The 15,792-nt window shown below is 70.7% G+C and carries 13 protein-coding genes and 1 riboswitch; of the genes, 11 read left to right on the top strand and 2 right to left on the bottom strand.

The genetic code is table 11. The annotated features are described in order from the left end of the window. Window positions 1–2: 2 nt before the first annotated feature. Window positions 3–1,133 (top strand): CobW family GTP-binding protein, encoded by a 1,131-nt coding sequence (locus ABZV38_RS11805; RefSeq protein ID WP_356326629.1) that lies wholly within the window; start codon window positions 3–5, stop codon window positions 1,131–1,133. Between the two features lie 44 nt (window positions 1,134–1,177). Here ABZV38_RS11805 and ABZV38_RS11800 read toward each other — a convergent pair whose 3' ends face one another. After that, window positions 1,178–3,628, bottom strand: coding sequence for a DNA topoisomerase IV subunit A (locus ABZV38_RS11800; protein WP_356326628.1), 2,451 nt, complete (start codon window positions 3,626–3,628; stop codon window positions 1,178–1,180). Between the two features lie 224 nt (window positions 3,629–3,852). On the opposite strand from ABZV38_RS11800, the gene ABZV38_RS11795 reads away from it, so the two are divergent. The 4 genes from ABZV38_RS11795 (at window position 3,853) to ABZV38_RS11780 (ending at window position 8,806) form a co-directional block, all read left to right on the top strand. Continuing rightward, window positions 3,853–5,232, top strand: coding sequence for a pitrilysin family protein (locus ABZV38_RS11795; protein ID WP_356326627.1), 1,380 nt, complete (start codon window positions 3,853–3,855; stop codon window positions 5,230–5,232). Window positions 5,233–5,258: 26 nt separating this feature from the next. Continuing rightward, a complete protein-coding gene (locus tag ABZV38_RS11790; protein WP_356326708.1) occupies window positions 5,259–6,641 on the top strand; it encodes a pitrilysin family protein in 1,383 nt (460 codons plus the stop codon). Window positions 6,642–6,849: 208 nt separating this feature from the next. Further along, window positions 6,850–7,020, top strand: a riboswitch (cyclic di-AMP (ydaO/yuaA leader). Between the two features lie 12 nt (window positions 7,021–7,032). Beyond that, window positions 7,033–7,875: a M23 family metallopeptidase gene (locus ABZV38_RS11785; protein ID WP_356326626.1), complete on the top strand. Its 843-nt coding sequence runs from the start codon at window positions 7,033–7,035 to the stop codon at window positions 7,873–7,875. A gap of 214 nt (window positions 7,876–8,089) precedes the next feature. After that, window positions 8,090–8,806, top strand: coding sequence for a GntR family transcriptional regulator (locus ABZV38_RS11780; RefSeq protein WP_356326625.1), 717 nt, complete (start codon window positions 8,090–8,092; stop codon window positions 8,804–8,806). Window positions 8,807–9,025: 219 nt separating this feature from the next. On the opposite strand, the gene ABZV38_RS11775 is transcribed toward ABZV38_RS11780, so the two are convergent. Then, window positions 9,026–9,307, bottom strand: a complete 282-nt coding sequence (locus tag ABZV38_RS11775) for an HPr family phosphocarrier protein (RefSeq protein ID WP_356326624.1) — start codon at window positions 9,305–9,307, stop codon at window positions 9,026–9,028. Window positions 9,308–9,481: 174 nt separating this feature from the next. Here ABZV38_RS11775 and ABZV38_RS11770 point away from each other — a divergent pair, with 174 nt between their 5' ends. The 6 genes from ABZV38_RS11770 (at window position 9,482) to ABZV38_RS11745 (ending at window position 15,790) form a co-directional block, all read left to right on the top strand. Then, window positions 9,482–12,403 (top strand): GNAT family N-acetyltransferase, encoded by a 2,922-nt coding sequence (locus tag ABZV38_RS11770; protein ID WP_356326622.1) that lies wholly within the window; start codon window positions 9,482–9,484, stop codon window positions 12,401–12,403. Window positions 12,404–12,478: 75 nt separating this feature from the next. Further along, on the top strand, window positions 12,479–13,081 hold the full coding sequence (locus tag ABZV38_RS11765) for a DUF5998 family protein (protein ID WP_356326621.1): 603 nt from the start codon (window positions 12,479–12,481) through the stop codon (window positions 13,079–13,081). After that, on the top strand, window positions 13,081–14,268 hold the full coding sequence (locus ABZV38_RS11760) for a nucleotide pyrophosphatase/phosphodiesterase family protein (RefSeq protein WP_356326620.1): 1,188 nt from the start codon (window positions 13,081–13,083) through the stop codon (window positions 14,266–14,268). The genes ABZV38_RS11765 and ABZV38_RS11760 overlap by 1 nt, the downstream gene beginning before the upstream one ends. A 48-nt stretch (window positions 14,269–14,316) precedes the next feature. Continuing rightward, complete coding sequence (locus tag ABZV38_RS11755; RefSeq protein WP_356326619.1) at window positions 14,317–14,967, top strand: thymidine kinase; 651 nt, start codon at window positions 14,317–14,319, stop codon at window positions 14,965–14,967. Window positions 14,968–15,059: 92 nt separating this feature from the next. Next, window positions 15,060–15,374, top strand: a complete 315-nt coding sequence (locus tag ABZV38_RS11750; protein WP_356326618.1) for a metalloregulator ArsR/SmtB family transcription factor — start codon at window positions 15,060–15,062, stop codon at window positions 15,372–15,374. Continuing rightward, entirely contained in the window at window positions 15,371–15,790 is a 420-nt protein-coding gene (locus ABZV38_RS11745) for an SRPBCC domain-containing protein (RefSeq protein ID WP_356326617.1), read from the top strand. Before ABZV38_RS11750 ends, ABZV38_RS11745 begins: the two co-directional genes overlap by 4 nt. The last annotated feature ends 2 nt before the right edge of the window (window positions 15,791–15,792 follow it).

Genomic DNA, 15,792 nt, shown 5'->3' with positions numbered 1-15,792 from the left:
TGTTGAGCCCGTCGTCCCCGCCCCGCAAGCAGCAGATCCCGGTCGTCGTCCTGGCCGGGTTCCTGGGATCCGGCAAGACGACTCTGCTCAACCACCTCCTGCGCCACCGTGCGGGGAACAGGATCGGCGTGATCGTCAACGATTTCGGCTCCATCGAGATCGATGCCATGACGGTTTCGGGCCAGGTCGGCTCGACCGTCTCACTGGGCAATGGATGCCTGTGCTGCGCCGTCGATGCGAGCGAACTCGACACCTTCCTGGAGACGCTCACCCGGCCCGCCGCCCGCCTCGATGTGATCGTCATCGAGGCGAGCGGACTGGCCGAACCCCAGGAGCTCGTACGGATGCTGCTGGCCAGCGACAACCCTCATATCGTGTACGGGGGACTGGTCGAGGTCGTCGACGCCGCCGAGTTCGACGCCACCCGGGGGCGTCATCCGGAGATAGACCGCCATCTCGGCGTCGCCGATCTCGTCGTGCTGAACAAGACCGACCGGATCGGGGAGGAGGGACAGAGCCGTATCCGCAAGGTCATCGCGGCGGCCGGCAGCGGGGCGGCTGTCATCTCCGCCACGTACGGACGCATCGACCCGGAGCTGCTCTTCGACCCGGCGCTGCGGCCCGACGGCGAGGCATGGATGCGTCAGCTCACCTTCGAGGACCTCCTGCTGGAGGAGGGAGCGGAAGGGAGCGCCGAGGCGCACGGGGGCTATCTGCACGCTGCGTACGAGAGTGTCTCCTTCACTTCCGACGTGCCCATGAACCCCCGCCGATTGATGGAGTTTCTCGACTCCCGGCCCGAGGGTCTCTACCGGATCAAAGGGTTCGTCGACTTCGGCGCGGGTGACCGCGGCAACACGTACGCGATGCACGCCGTCGGTAGATTCCTGCGGTTCGGCCCCCGGCCCTGGAAGCGCGACGAACCGCGACTCACCCAGCTCGTGCTGATCGGCTCCGGCATCGACCCGGACACCCTGCACAAGGAGCTGGCCGACTGCCGCGAGAGCGCCGCACCCGCGCCGGACACCGCTCCGCATGCCGCAATGTCCCCGGACACGCCGCAGGACGCCGCACATGAGCAGAGCATGTGGGGCGTCCTGCGGTACGTACAACAGCCGGTCGACGGCGCATAGCCCACCGGCCCGACGCCGCCCGGCCACCAGGGCCGAGCGGCCGACTACGCCGGTCCGGCGATCACCGCGACTGGCTTGGCCAGCGGCGTACCCGACCCGTCGCGCCGCGGATCCGGCTCCGGCAGCTCCGTAGGCGTGCCGTTCTTCTGCGCCGCCCGCGCCGGCAGCGCGCCCGCCCAGGCGAACACCAGGACGTCCTCGCCCTTGAGGAACCGCTGACAGCGCACGCCGCCGGTGGCCCGGCCCTTGCGCGGATACTGGTCGAACGGCGTGAGCTTCGCCGTCAGCACCGAGTCGTCCAGCGTGCCGTGCGAGCCCGCCACCGTGAACACCATCGCGTCCACCGCCGGATCCACCGCGCCGAACGAGAGCACCTCGGCGTCCGCCGCCAGCTTCACCCCCGCCATACCGCCGGCCGGCCGGCCCTGCGGTCGCACCTGCGCCGCCGGGTAGCGCAGCAGCTGCGCGTCGGACGTGATGAAGACCAGGTCCTCCTCGCCCGTACGCAGTTCGGCGGCGCCGACGATCCGGTCACCCTCCTTGAGGGTGATGACCTCCAACTCGTCCTTGTTAGGCGGGTAGTCCGGCACCACCCGCTTGACGATCCCCTGCAGGGTGCCGATCGCCAGGCCGGGGGAGGACTCGTCGAGCGTGGTGAGGCAGATGACCTCCTCGCCCGTCTCCAGCGTGAGGAACTCCGAAATCTGCGCGCCGCCCGAAAGATTGGGCGCCGCGTGCGTGTCCGGAAGCTGGGGCAGATCGATCACCGCGAGCCGCAGCAGCCGCCCGGTGGACGTCACCGCACCCACATCGCCGCGCGCCGTCGCCGGCACGGCCGACACGATCACATCGTGCTTGGCCCGCTTGGCGTCCTCGTCGAACTGGATCGGGTCGCCAGTGGCCGTACGGGCCAGCAGACCGGTCGAGGAGAGCAGCACCCGGCACGGGTCGTCCGCGACCTCCAGTGGCACCGCGGCGACCTGCGCACCGGCCGACTCCAGCAGCACCGTACGCCGGTCGGTGCCGAACTTCTTGGCGACCGCGGCCAGTTCGGCGGAGACCAGTTTGCGCAGCTCGGCGTCCGAATCGAGGATCGTGGTCAGCTCGTCGATCTCGGTGTTGAGCCGGTCCCGCTCGCCCTCCAGCTCGATCCGGTCGAACCGGGTCAGCCGGCGCAGCGGGGTGTCCAGGATGTACTGCGTCTGGATCTCGCTCAGCGAGAAGTGCTCGATGAGCCGCTCCTTCGCCTGCGCCGAATTGTCACTGGACCGGATGAGCCGGATGACCTCGTCGATGTCGATCAGCGCGACGAGCAGTCCCTCGACCAGATGGAGCCGGTTGCGACGCTTGGTCCGGCGGAACTCGCTGCGGCGGCGCACTACATCGAAGCGGTGGTCGAGATAGACCTCGAGGAGCTCCTTGAGGCCCAGGGTGAGCGGCTGCCCGTCGACCAGCGCCACATTGTTGATGCCGAAGGACTCCTCCATCGGCGTCAGCTTGTAGAGCTGCTCCAGCACGGCCTCGGGCACGAAGCCGTTCTTGACCTCGATGACCAGGCGGAGGCCGTGCTCGCGGTCGGTGAGGTCCTTGACGTCCGCGATGCCCTGGAGCTTCTTCGCCGAGACCAGGTCCTTGATCTTGGCGATCACCTTCTCCGGGCCGACGGTGAACGGCAGTTCGGTGACGACCAGGCCCTTGCGGCGCGCCGTGGCGTCCTCCACGGAGACGGTCGCACGGATCTTGAACGTGCCGCGGCCGGACGCGTATGCGTCCTTGATGCCGCCGAGGCCCACGATCCGGCCCCCGGTCGGCAGATCCGGCCCGGGAACGAACCGCATCAGGGTGTCCAGGTCCGCACCCGGATGCCTGATCAGATGGCGGGCGGCGGCGATGACCTCGCCCAGGTTGTGCGGCGGCATATTGGTCGCCATGCCCACTGCGATCCCGGACGAGCCATTGACCAGGAGGTTCGGATACGCGGCCGGAAGGACGACCGGCTCCTGCTCCTGACCGTCGTAGTTCGACTGGAAACCGACGGTGTCCTCGTCGATCGACTCCGTCATCAGCGACGTGGCGTCGGCCATCCGGCACTCGGTGTACCGCATGGCGGCCGGCGGGTCGTCGTTTCCGAGCGAGCCGAAGTTGCCGTGTCCGTCGACGAGGGGGAGCCGCATCGAGAACGGCTGCGCCATCCGCACCAGCGCGTCGTAGATCGACGCGTCACCGTGCGGGTGCAACTTGCCCATGACCTCGCCGACGACACGGGCACACTTCACGTAGCCGCGGTCGGGGCGCAGCCCCATCTCGTTCATCTGGTACACGATGCGGCGGTGCACCGGCTTCATGCCGTCGCGGGCGTCCGGCAGGGCCCGTGAGTAGATCACCGAGTACGCGTACTCGAGGAAGGAGCCCTGCATTTCGTCGACGACGTCGATGTCGAGGATCTTCTCCTCGAAGTCGTCCGGCGGCGGGGTCTTCGTACTGCGGCGGGCCATCGCTGCTGCGACTCCTTCACAGATCTGTTCGGGCAACCTCTGGTTCTGACGCGGACCATTGTGGACCGCCGCACTGACAACGCCGACCTCGACCCGTCCCTAGGGGCTGTCCGGCGCTCTTTCACGCGAACTTCCGCGGCACGGGAACTTCGCCAGGTGTCGGTCCGCTTGCTTACAGTGGCAGGTCTCGCAGGAAATTCAGTATCGCGATCGAAGGGACGTACATGCCCATGGGTCACACGGCCACAGCCCAGGCCGGCTCCGGCGGCTTGACAGCGACCGAGCACCGTCTGGCCAACGGCCTGCGCGTGGTGCTCTCCGAGGACCATCTGACCCCGGTCGCCGCGGTGTGCCTCTGGTACGACGTCGGTTCGCGCCACGAGGTCAAGGGGCGCACGGGTCTGGCTCACCTCTTCGAGCACCTGATGTTCCAGGGCTCCGGACAGGTCAAGGGGAACGGACACTTCGAGCTGGTGCAGGGGGCGGGCGGTTCCCTCAACGGGACCACCAGCTTCGAACGGACCAACTACTTCGAGACGATGCCCACGCACCAGCTGGAGCTGGCCCTGTGGCTCGAGGCCGACCGGATGGGCTCACTGCTCGCCGCGCTCGACGACGAGTCCATGGAGAACCAGCGGGATGTCGTCAAGAACGAGCGCCGTCAGCGCTACGACAACGTGCCGTACGGCACGGCGTTCGAGAAGCTGACCGCCCTCGTGTACCCGGAGGGCCATCCGTACCACCACACTCCTATCGGCTCGATGGCCGACCTGGACGCCGCGACGCTCGAAGACGCGCGCACCTTCTTCCGTACGTACTACGCGCCCAACAACGCGGTGTTGTCCGTCGTCGGCGACATCGACCCCGAGCAGACGCTCGCCTGGATCGAGAAGTACTTCGGCTCCATCCCGTCCCACGACGGCAAGCAGCCGCCGCGCGACGGCGCGCTCCCCGAGATCGTCGGCGAGCAGCTGCGCGAAGAGGTCCGTGAGGAGGTCCCGGCGCGGGCGCTGATGGCCGCCTACCGGCTGCCGCACGACGGCACCCGGGAGTGCGACGCCGCCGACCTGGCGCTGACCGTGCTGGGCGGCGGCGAGTCCTCCCGGCTGCACAACCGTCTGGTCCGCCGCGACCGGACGGCGGTGGCGGCCGGATTCGGGCTGCTGCGGCTGGCCGGTGCGCCCTCGCTCGGCTGGCTGGACGTGAAGACGTCCGGCGGGGTCGAGGTGGCGCAGATCGAGACCGCGGTCGACGAGGAGCTGGCCCGGTTCGCGGCCGAGGGGCCGACACCCGAGGAAATGGAGCGCGCCCAGGCCCAGTTGGAGCGCGAGTGGCTGGACCGGCTCGGTACGGTCGCGGGCCGCGCCGACGAACTGTGCCGGTTCGCCGTGCTGTTCGGCGACCCGCAGCTCGCCCTGACCGCCGTCCAGCGGGTGCTCGACGTCACCGCGGAAGAGGTCCAGGCGGCTGCCAGTGCCCAGCTGCGCCCCGACAACCGGGCAGTGCTCGTCTACGAGCCGGTCGAGCCGGCCGAGTCCACCGCTGGGGCGGCCGCCGACGAGACGGACGCCGACACCGACGCGCACGAAGGGGCGGACAAGTGACCGACGCTGCCGCGACTGGAGTATCGATGGAGTACCACCCGCAGCCGACCCCCGGAACGGCCAGGCCCTGGGCCTTTCCCGCACCCGAGCGCGGCGCCCTGCCCAATGGGCTCACGGTGCTGCGCTGCCACCGTCCCGGCCAGCAGGTCGTCGCGGTCGAGATCTACCTCGACGCCCCGCTGGACGCCGAGCCCGAGGGCCTCGACGGCCTGGCCACGATCATGGCGCGGGCGCTGTCCGAGGGCACCGACAAGCGCTCCGCGGAGGAGTTCGCAGCCGAGCTGGAGCGCTGCGGGGCCACCCTTGACGCGCACGCCGACCACCCCGGCGTGCGGGTCTCCCTCGAGGTCCCGGCCTCCCGGCTGGCCAAGGCGCTCGGTCTGGTCGCCGAGGCGCTGCGGGCACCCGCGTTCGCCGACAGTGAGGTCGAGCGGCTGGTACGCAACCGGCTCGACGAGATCCCGCACGAGCAGGCCAACCCGGCCCGCCGTGCCGCCAAGCAGCTCTCCAAGGAGCTCTTCCCGGCCACCGCGCGGATGTCGCGCCCGCGCCAGGGCACCGAGGAGACGGTGGAGCGGGTCGACTCCGCGGCCGTCCGCAGCTTCTACGAGGCCCATGTCCGGCCGTCCACCGCGACCGCCGTGGTCGTCGGTGACCTCACGGGCATCGACCTGGACGCGTTGCTCGCCGACACCGTCGGCGACTGGTCCGGGAACACCGCCGAGCCCCGGCCGGTCCCGCCGATCACCGCCGACGACACCGGCCGGGTAGTCATCGTCGACCGTCCAGGAGCCGTGCAGACGCAGCTGCTGATCGGCCGCATCGGTGCCGACCGGCACGACAGCGTGTGGCCGGCCCAGGTCCTCGGCACGTACTGCCTGGGCGGCACGCTCACCTCCCGGCTGGACCGGGTGCTGCGCGAGGAGAAGGGCTACACCTACGGCGTACGGGCCTTCGCGCAGGTTCTGCGGTCGTCGGCGCCGGACTCCGCCTCCGGGGCGACGGGCGCCGCGATGCTGGCCATCAGCGGCTCGGTGGACACGGAGTCCACCGGACCGGCGCTCGATGACCTGTGGACGGTCCTGCGGACGCTGGCGGCCGAGGGCCTGACCGACGCCGAGCGCGAGACGGCCGTGCAGAACCTCGTGGGTGTCGCCCCGCTGAAGTTCGAGACGGCGGCCTCCGTCGCGGGCACGCTCGCCGATCAGGTCGAGCAGCACCTCCCGGACGACTACCAGGCGCAGCTGTACGCCCGCCTCGCCGAGACCGGCACGGTCGAGGCGACCGCGGCGGTGGTCAGCGCCTTCCCGGTGGACCGTCTGGTCACGATCCTCGTCGGCGACGCCGCGCAGATCGAGGAGCCGGTCCGGGCGCTGGGCATCGGAGAGGTGTCGGTCGTCAGCAGCTGACGCATCAAATAACCGCATAAAGGGACATAGGGAGACCCCCGTGAGTCGCTTCTCGCAGGGGTCTTCCCTTTTGTCCGATTTAGGACAGAAGTTGCGTATATGCCCTGTGGGATGTGCTACAAAACGCCCTGTCCGTTTGGTGAATGAAAGTGCCCCCGCCTAGCGTCGGCATCGCTGCCCGTCACTCGTATGCCGCATCCGCGGCGCCGGTCAGCCATCGCCGAGTCCCCGTCAGGCGCGAGCCTGGGGAGCCGGGGACCCATGCAGTCCCTGGGGTGAATCGGATGCCTGCGCGCCTCTTGTGGGGCTCGCGGATCCGTAGGAGACCTTCCTGCTCCGAACCCGTCAGCTAACCCGGTAGGCGAGAAGGAAGGAAAGGACCACCCACTTCATGGCGTTCACCCGCCCCACCGGGAAGCACCGTGCCCCGAGCCGTCTGACGCGCAAGAGCGCGCAGATCGCCGGCATCGCAGCTCTGGCCACCACCGGCGTCATCGGTGGGCTGGCCTCTCCGGCTCTCGCCGCCGGCGCCGAAGCCCCCTCTGTCAGCGAGATCGGCCTGAACCAGGTCATCGCCATCGAGGGCACCCTCGCCGACCAGGTTGCCACCCAGGCCGACGTGCAGATGCGCCAGGCCGAGGTCGCAGCCAAGGCGAAGGCCCAGGCGGCCGCCAAGGCCAAGGCCGCCGCCAAGGCGAAGGCAGAAGCGAACGCCAAGGCAGCAGCGAAGGCCAAGGCAGCAGCCAAGGCCAAGGCCGAAGCCCGCGCCAAGGCGGCCCGTGACGCCAAGGCGCGCGCCGCCCGGTCCGCCGAGCGCACCCGCCTGGGCTTCTTCCAGCTCCCGGTCGCCGGTTCCTACGTCACCACCGGCTACAAGTCCAGCGGCTCCCTCTGGTCCTCCGGCAGCCACTCGGGCATCGACTTCCACGCTCCCTCCGGCAGCTCCGTCGTCGCCGTCGGCGCCGGCACGGTCGTCGAGGCCGGCTGGGGCGGCGCGTACGGCAACAACATCGTGCTCCGGATGACGGACGGCACGTACACCCAGTACGGCCACCTCTCGTCGATCGGCGTGTCGGTCGGCCAGAGCGTCGGCGCGGGCCAGCGGATCGGGTTCTCCGGCTCGACCGGCAACTCCACAGGACCGCACCTCCACTTCGAGGCCCGGACCACGCCGTCGTACGGCTCCGACATGGACCCCGTCGCGTACCTGCGCGCCCACGGCGTCAACGTCTGACCGACGCAGCACCTCCCGAAGGCCCCGGCGCGGGAAGCCGGGGCCTTCGTCGTACCCGGACCGCCCCCGTCGGGGGCGCTTGCCGAACCGTCTTCGGACCAAAAGATATTCATGGATTTCGGCCCGGCATCGGAAATGCGGTCGCATTGCAATAGAGTCACAGAACAGGCGTCGGTCGGCCGCGTTTCGCGGGGATTAAGGCGGAGGTTCGGACATGCGCATTCCGGCGCATTCGGTATGCACGGCAATCCGTGACGACATCGTCTCCGGTGTCTTCGAACGCGGCAGCAGACTCACCGAGGAACTGCTCGCACGCCGTTACGGGGTCTCCCGTGTCCCTGTTCGGGAAGCGCTGCGCACCCTGGAGTCCGAGGGTTTCGTGGTCACCCGCCGGCACGCCGGCGCCTGTGTCGCCGAGCCGACCGAGGAGGAGGCTGCCGACCTGCTGGAGGTCCGGATGCTGTTGGAGCCGCTGGGTGCGGCCCGCGCCGCGCAGCGCCGCACCGAGGCACACCTCAAAGTCCTCCGCGGCCTGGTCAGGCTCGGTCAGGAGCGGGCCAGGCGGGGTGAAGGGGAGGATCTCCGCTCGCTGGGCGGCTGGTTCCACGAGACGCTCGCCCAGGCCTCCGGCAGTCCCGGGCTCATCGCGCTGCTCACCCAGCTCCGGCACAAGATCGCCTGGATGTACGCGGTCGAGCAGCCGGCCCGCCCCGCCGATTCCTGGGCCGAGCACGGGGCCATCGTGGACGCAGTCGCACGCGGTGACGCGGAACGGGCCAGGGGGCTGGCCGCGCAGCACGCCGAGCGGGCCACCGCCGCGCACCGGCTGCGGCGCGCGGACCGCACCCCGGGCCGCGCGCCCGCCCCGCCGCGGCCAGGCCGGGTGAGGACTTCGCAACATGTCGTAAACACCACGAGCGGCCGTCATTAACACATGCGCCGTATACAAAGAGATGTAATTCGGCGGGGCTTTGTTTCGGCTGCCCAAATTCGCTCCGGAGTGGTCCCGAAAACCGGCTCGGGAGTGGACGGGATCGGTCCTGAGATCGGTGCAGTTCGTGAAAACGAAAGAGCCGCGGCCCCCCGTCAAAGGTGCCGCGGCTCTGCCGCAGGAATACTTCCGGCCGGAACAGGCCGGACAGGTCCGGAATCAGACGGTCTCCGGGAGTTCGTCGAGCCCCTCGGCGACCAGCCTCGCCAGTCGGTCGAGCGCGGCCTCGGAGTCGTCCGCCTCGGACGAGAGAACGATCTCCTCGCCGCCCTGCGCGCCGAGGCCGAGCACCGCGAGCATGGAAGCGGCGTTCACCGGGCTGCCGTCGGCCTTGGAGATGGTCACGGGGACGCCGGACGCCGTGGCGGCACGGACGAAGATGGAAGCGGGGCGGGCGTGGAGGCCCTCGACCCAACCGACATTGACGCGGCGCTCAGCCATGGTTCTGCCCTTCACGAATCAATGGTTGTCTAGACCAGTCTCTCATGTGGTGCGCGATGCTCCGCCCGACCTGCGACCCGGCGCCGCAGCCCGTGCCGCAAGGCCGATCGGCCCTCTCAGACTGCCCCGGCCCCGAGCCGTACGCGACCGCTGACCGAGCCGTAGGCTTTGCCCATGCAGCCCACGCCGGAGCAGAGTCCGCATCACGCGTACCCCGACCACTGGGAAGCGGACGTGGTGCTCCGCGACGGTGGCACGGCCCGGATCAGGCCCATCACCACGGACGATGCCGAGCGGCTGGTCAGCTTCTACGAGCAGGTTTCTGACGAGTCGAAGTACTACCGGTTCTTCGCCCCTTATCCGCGGCTCTCCGCCAAGGACGTGCACCGCTTCACCCATCACGACTACGTCGACCGGGTGGGTCTCGCCGCCACGGTCGGCGGCGAGTTCATCGCCACCGTCCGCTACGACCGGATCGACGCGACCGGCCGGCCCGCCTCCGCCCCCGCCGACGAGGCCGAGGTGGCCTTCCTCGTCCAGGACGCCCACCAGGGCCGCGGCGTGGCGTCGGCGCTGCTGGAACACATCGCCGCGGTGGCCCGTGAGCGCGGCATCCGGCGCTTCGCCGCCGAGGTGCTGCCCGCCAACAACAAGATGATCAAGGTGTTCCGGGACGCCGGGTACACCCAGCAGCGCAGCTTCGAGGACGGCTCCGTCCACCTGACCCTCGACCTCGAACCGACCGCTGAGTCCCTCGCCGTCCAGCGTGCCCGTGAGCAGCGGGCGGAGTCGCGGTCGGTGCAGCGGCTGATCGCGCCGGGCTCCGTCGCCGTCATCGGCACCGGCCGTAACCCCGGCGGGGTGGGCCGCACGGTCCTGCGCAATCTCCTCGACGCCGGGTTCACCGGTCGCGCGTACGCGGTGAACAGCGCGTTCGCCGCGGACCAGGCCACGATCGACGGCGTCCCCGCCCACCGCTCCATCGGCGAGATCGGCGAACCGGTCGACCTCGCGGTCGTCGCCGTCCCCGCCGACCGGGTCCCGGAGGCCGTCGCCGACTGCGGAGAGCACGGCGTCCAGGGCCTCGTCGTCCTCTCCGCCGGATACGCCGAATGGGGCGCCGAAGGCAGGGAACGGCAGCGCGAACTGGTGCGTCAGGCCCGCTCGTACGGCATGCGCATCATCGGCCCGAACGCCTTCGGCGTCATCAACAACTCCGACGCCGTACGGCTGAACGCCTCCCTCGCCCCCGAACCGCCCGCGCCCGGACGCATCGGCCTGTTCACGCAGTCCGGTGCCATCGGCATCGCGCTGCTCTCCGGGCTCTACCGGCGCGGCGCGGGCCTGTCCACGTTCATCTCCGCGGGCAACCGCGCCGACATCTCGGGCAACGACTTCCTGCAGTACTGGTACGAGGACCCGGACACCGATGTCGCCCTGCTGTACCTCGAGTCGCTCGGCAACCCGCGCAAGTTCACCCGGCTCGCCCGACGCACCGCGGCGGTGAAGCCGGTGGTCGTGGTGAAGGGCGCCCGGCACAGCGGCAGCACCCCGCCGGGCCATGCGGTGCCGGTCAGCCGGATCCCGGACGCGACAGTCTCCGCGCTCATGCGGCAGGCGGGGGTGATCCGCGTCGACACCGTGACGGAGATGGTCGACGCGGGCCTGCTCCTCGCCGACCAGCCGCTCCCTGCGGGCCCGCGGGTCGCGATCCTGGGCAACTCCGAGTCCCTCGGCCTCCTCACGTACGACGCCTGCCTCGCCGAGGGGCTGCGTCCGCGCCCGCCCCGCGACCTCACCACGGCGGCCACCCCGCAGAACTTCCGGGACGCGCTGGCCGAGGCACTCGCCGACCGGAGCTGCGACGCGGTGATCGTGACGGCGATCCCCTGGGTCGGAGAGAACGGCGAAGCGGAATCGGGTGACGGCGAGGTCCTGGCGGCCGCCCTGCGCACCGCCGCAGCCACGGGCCCGGCCAAGCCGGTGGCCGTGGTCCATGTGGAGATCGGCGGCCTGGCCGAGGCGCTTGCCGCCGCCACGAGCACGGCCGCGGTGCCACGTGTGGCACGTGCGTCCGCGCCGGCTGCCCCGGACGCTCCGGCCGCACCGGCCGATCGGGTCGTCCCGCCGACCGCGCCGACCGCGACCGCCCCCGGCGACCAGCTCACGCAGCAGCGGTCCGACACGGGCACGGGCGACACCCCCGCCGTCCCCACCCTCGGCCGCATCCCCGCCTACCCCGCCGCCGAGCGTGCCGTGCGAGCTCTGGCCGAGGCCGTGAAGTACGCCCAGTGGAGGCGCCAGGCCGCCGTGCCCGGGAAGGTGCCCGAGTTCCTCGACGACACCATCGACGAGGCCGGCGCCGCCGCACGTATCGACGCGCTCCTCGGGCCCGACCCCGACCCGCGTGGCCGCCCGCTCAGTCACGACGAGGCGTGCGAACTCCTGGGCCGCTACGGCATCACCGTACGACCGACGCTCCCGGCCCCCGACCCGGACGCCGCCGTCTCCGCAGCGGCGCGGCTCGGCTATCCGGTCGCGCTCAAGACCACCGCACCCCATCTGCGCCACCGCGCCGACCTCGGTGGCGTCCGGCTGGACCTCGCCAACGAGGCCGCGCTGCGCCGGGCGTACGACGAGCTGACCGACCTGCTCGGCAAGCCCACCGAGCTTCAGCCCGTCGTCCAGTCCATGGCACCGCGCGGTGTGGACACCGTCGTACGGGCCACGATCGACCCGGCCGCGGGCGCCGTCCTCTCCTTCGGGCTGGCCGGCGCGCCCTCCGAACTCCTCGGCGACACCGCCCACCGCCTCGTACCGGCCACCGACCGCGACGCCGCCGAGCTGATCCGGTCCATCCGGGCGGCCCCGGTCCTCTTCGGCTGGCGCGGCTCGGCGCCCGTCGACACCCTGGCGCTCGAAGAACTTCTGCTGCGGGTGTCCCGGCTGGTCGACGACCACCCCGAGGTGGTCTCCGTCGCACTGGAACCGGTCGTGGTCGCCACGCATGGCCTGACCGTGCTCGGCGCGAGCGTCCGGCTGTCGCCGCCCCCCGCCCGTACCGACCTGGGCCCTCGCCGTCTCCCCAACTACTGAAGCCACTGGCCGGCCCGTCCCGGCCCTTTTGCGCAGCGTCCCCGGCAGTCATCCACCCCCCGTAGGATGGTCCGTATGGCGAAGACCGGTACGACGACCCAGGGGCTGCGCGCGGCGATCGAGCGCAGCGGCTACTACCCGGCCCTTGTGGCCGAGGCAGTGGAGGCCGCCGTCGGCGGTGAGCCGGTCGCTTCGTACCTGGTGCACCAGGAGACCACTTTCGACTCCAACGAGGTGCGTAGGCACGTCACGGTCCTGGTGCTGACCGACAACCGTTTCATCGTCAGTCACACCGACGAGCAGAACGCCGACACCAGCTCCCCGTCGCCGTATGCCACCACCTCCACCGAGTCGGTCAAGCTCGACCGGATCTCGTCGGTCGTGGTCAGCCGCGTCGTGGCCAACCCCGAGAAGTACGTGCCGGGGACGCTGCCCCGCGAGGTCGTCCTCACGATCGGCTGGGGTGCGGTCTCCCGGATCGACCTGGAGCCCGCCGCCTGCGGCGACCCCAACTGCGAGGCGGACCACGGCTACACCGGCAGTTCCACGGCCGACGACCTGAGCCTGCGTGTCAGCGAGGCCGGTGACGGCCCCGACACGGTGCGTCAGACCCTCGCCTTCGCCCAGTCGCTCTCCGAGGCGACGGCTGCAACCGCGACCGCAGCGACCGGCCGCTGATGGCCCAGCCGGCCTGGCAGGACCCCGTTCTGCTCCCTCTCGACACGGCCCCCGTCCCCGAGTACGGCAGCGGCTCGCTCGCCGATCTGCTGCCGACGCTCGTCGCCGGGCAGGGCGTGCCCGGCTTCACGGCGGCGATCCCCGAGCTCACCCCCGCCGACCGGAACTGCGTCTTCCTGATCGACGGTCTCGGCTGGGAGCAGATCAAGGCCCACCCGGACGAGGCCCCGTATCTGCACTCCCTGCTCCCCACCTCGCGCGGCGGCACCGGCCGCCCCCTGACAGCAGGCTTCCCGGCCACCACCGCGACCTCGCTCGCCTCGGTCGGTACGGGGCTGCCGCCCGGCGCGCACGGCCTTCCCGGCTACACCGCCCGCAATCCGGAGAGCGGCGAGCTGATGAACCAGCTCCGCTGGAAGCCCTGGACCCCGCCCGAGGTCTGGCAGCCGTACCCCACCGTCTTCCGGCTCGCGGACGAGGCCGGCGTGCAGACCGCGCAGGTCTCCGCCCCGACCTTCCAGCACACCCCGCTCACCAAGGTCGCGCTCAGCGGCGGCACGTTCCACGGCAGGCTCTCCGGCGAGGACCGGATGGACCTGGCCGCGGACCGGCTCGCCGCCGGCGACCGGTCGCTGGTGTACACGTACTACAGCGAGATCGACGGCAAGGGGCACCGCTTCGGCGTCGACTCCGACGCCTGGCGCGGCCAGCTGATGTACGTGGACGGTCTCGTGCAGCGCCTCGCCGAACAGCTGCCGCCCCGCTCCGCCCTGTACATCACCGCGGACCACGGCATGATCGACGTTCCGTTCGACGAGCAGTCCCGGATCGACTTCGACGAGGACTGGGAGCTGCGCGCGGGTGTCGCCCTGCTCGGCGGCGAGGGCCGGGCCCGTCATGTGTACGCCGTCCCGGGTGCCGAGGCCGATGTGCTGACCGTCTGGCAGGAAGTGCTCGGCGAACAGTTCTGGGTGGCGAGCCGGGACGAGGCGATCGCGGCCGGCTGGTTCGGCCCGCAGGTCGACGAGCGGGTGTACGGCCGGATCGGCGATGTGGTCGCGGCCGCCCACGACGACGTCGTGGTCATCGCCTCCGTCCAGGAGCCGCACGAGTCCGCGATGGTCGGCATGCACGGCTCGATGACCCCCGTCGAGCAGCTCGTTCCGCTCCTCGAAGTGCGTTCCTGACCCGCTCTTCCTGCCTGCCCACCCCATTCGAAAGGCGCTCAACCCCTCATGCCCGAGCTTGTGTTCTTCTCCGGAACGATGGACTGCGGAAAGAGCACGCTGGCGCTGCAGATCGGCCACAACCGGTCGGCCCGCGGTCTGCAAGGTGTGATCTTCACCCGTGACGACCGGGCGGGGGAGGGCAAGCTCTCGTCACGGCTGGGGCTCGTCACCGAGGCCGTCGAGGCCGATGAGGACATGGATGTGTACGCACACCTCGTCGACCACATCACCCGCGGCGGCAGGGCGGACTACGTGATCGTCGACGAGGCCCAGTTCCTCGCCCCCGTACAGATCGACCAGCTCGCCCGGATCGTCGACGACCTCGGCCTGGACGTCTTCGCGTTCGGGATCACCACCGACTTCCGGACCAAGCTGTTCCCCGGGTCCCAGCGTCTCATCGAGCTGGCCGACCGGGTCGAGACACTCCAGGTCGAAGCGCTCTGCTGGTGCGGTGCACGGGCCACGCACAACGCCCGCACCGTGGGCGGCGAGATGGTTGTCGAAGGGGCCCAGGTCGTGGTGGGCGACGTCAACCAGTTGGCGGGCGAGGTGGGTTACGAGGTGCTGTGCAGGCGCCACCATCAGCGCAGGATGACCAGCGCGACGGCCCGCGCGGGGGCGCTGTCGCCGGACGTCCTCCCGGTCACGTCCGGCTGATCCGCCGCCTGCGGGTCGCAGCGCTGCCACCGGTTCCCTGTCTCGTCTCCCCGTGCTTGACGTGTCGGAAGTTTCCGACGCATGATGGGGGCATGGCGGCAGCAGATGTGTTCAGTGCTCTGGCCAACCCGGTGCGGCGCACGCTCCTGGAGGCTCTCCGTGACGGGCCGCGCGCGGCGGGGGATCTCGCCGGTGCGTTCGAGCTGAGCAGGCCCGCGGTCTCCGAGCACCTGGCCGTGCTCAGGGGTGCGGGGCTGGTGCGTGAGGAACCGCGGGGGCGGTACCGCTACTACCACCTGGATGCAGCCCCACTGGCCGAGGCAGTCGAGTGGCTGCATCCCTTCGAACGCTACTGGCGGGCCCGGATGGGCGCGCTGAGCGACCTGATCGACGAGGAGAACCGATGACCAGCGCAGAGCCGGCCGTCATCCATTGCGACCAGTTCATCGCCCATCCGCCGGCGGCGGTCTGGCGGGCACTGACCGAACCCGAGCTGCACGCGCGGTGGTGGGCCGCCGGTGATGTGCGGCCCGTTGTGGGGCACCGCTTCACCCTGGACATGGGCCCCTGGGGGCAGCAGGCGTGCGAGGTGCTCGCTGTCGAGCCCGAGCGCCTTCTGCGCTACAGCTTTGCCCCCGATTCGCTGGACACCACGATCACCTGGCGGCTTGAGGCCGAGGGGACGGGCACCCGGCTGTTCCTGGAACACGCCGGGTTCGACGTCGACTCGCCTCTGGGTAAAACCGCGTTCCACGGCATGGGTGACGGGTGGCCGGGCCTCCTGCTGCGCATCGAACCGGCGCTCGCTGCCGGGGATCGCTAAGG

The organism is Streptomyces sp. NPDC005181 (assembly GCF_040608395.1).
Lineage (GTDB): Bacteria > Actinomycetota > Actinomycetes > Streptomycetales > Streptomycetaceae > Streptomyces.
The sequence above is the reverse complement of the archived record's forward strand: the minus strand, read 5'-3'. Positions and strand labels throughout refer to the sequence as shown.

Coding starts and splice junctions, on each gene's coding strand:
- ABZV38_RS11790 (WP_356326708.1), top strand. CDS start 5,259: ATGGAGTACCACCCGCAGCCGACCCCCGGAACGGCCAGGCCCTGGGCC.
- ABZV38_RS11785 (WP_356326626.1), top strand. CDS start 7,033: ATGGCGTTCACCCGCCCCACCGGGAAGCACCGTGCCCCGAGCCGTCTG.
- ABZV38_RS11780 (WP_356326625.1), top strand. CDS start 8,090: ATGCGCATTCCGGCGCATTCGGTATGCACGGCAATCCGTGACGACATC.
- ABZV38_RS11750 (WP_356326618.1), top strand. CDS start 15,060: ATGGCGGCAGCAGATGTGTTCAGTGCTCTGGCCAACCCGGTGCGGCGC.
- ABZV38_RS11745 (WP_356326617.1), top strand. CDS start 15,371: ATGACCAGCGCAGAGCCGGCCGTCATCCATTGCGACCAGTTCATCGCC.
- ABZV38_RS11770 (WP_356326622.1), top strand. CDS start 9,482: ATGCAGCCCACGCCGGAGCAGAGTCCGCATCACGCGTACCCCGACCAC.
- ABZV38_RS11755 (WP_356326619.1), top strand. CDS start 14,317: ATGCCCGAGCTTGTGTTCTTCTCCGGAACGATGGACTGCGGAAAGAGC.
- ABZV38_RS11775 (WP_356326624.1), bottom strand. CDS start 9,307: ATGGCTGAGCGCCGCGTCAATGTCGGTTGGGTCGAGGGCCTCCACGCC.
- ABZV38_RS11800 (WP_356326628.1), bottom strand. CDS start 3,628: ATGGCCCGCCGCAGTACGAAGACCCCGCCGCCGGACGACTTCGAGGAG.
- ABZV38_RS11760 (WP_356326620.1), top strand. CDS start 13,081: ATGGCCCAGCCGGCCTGGCAGGACCCCGTTCTGCTCCCTCTCGACACG.
- ABZV38_RS11765 (WP_356326621.1), top strand. CDS start 12,479: ATGGCGAAGACCGGTACGACGACCCAGGGGCTGCGCGCGGCGATCGAG.
- ABZV38_RS11795 (WP_356326627.1), top strand. CDS start 3,853: ATGCCCATGGGTCACACGGCCACAGCCCAGGCCGGCTCCGGCGGCTTG.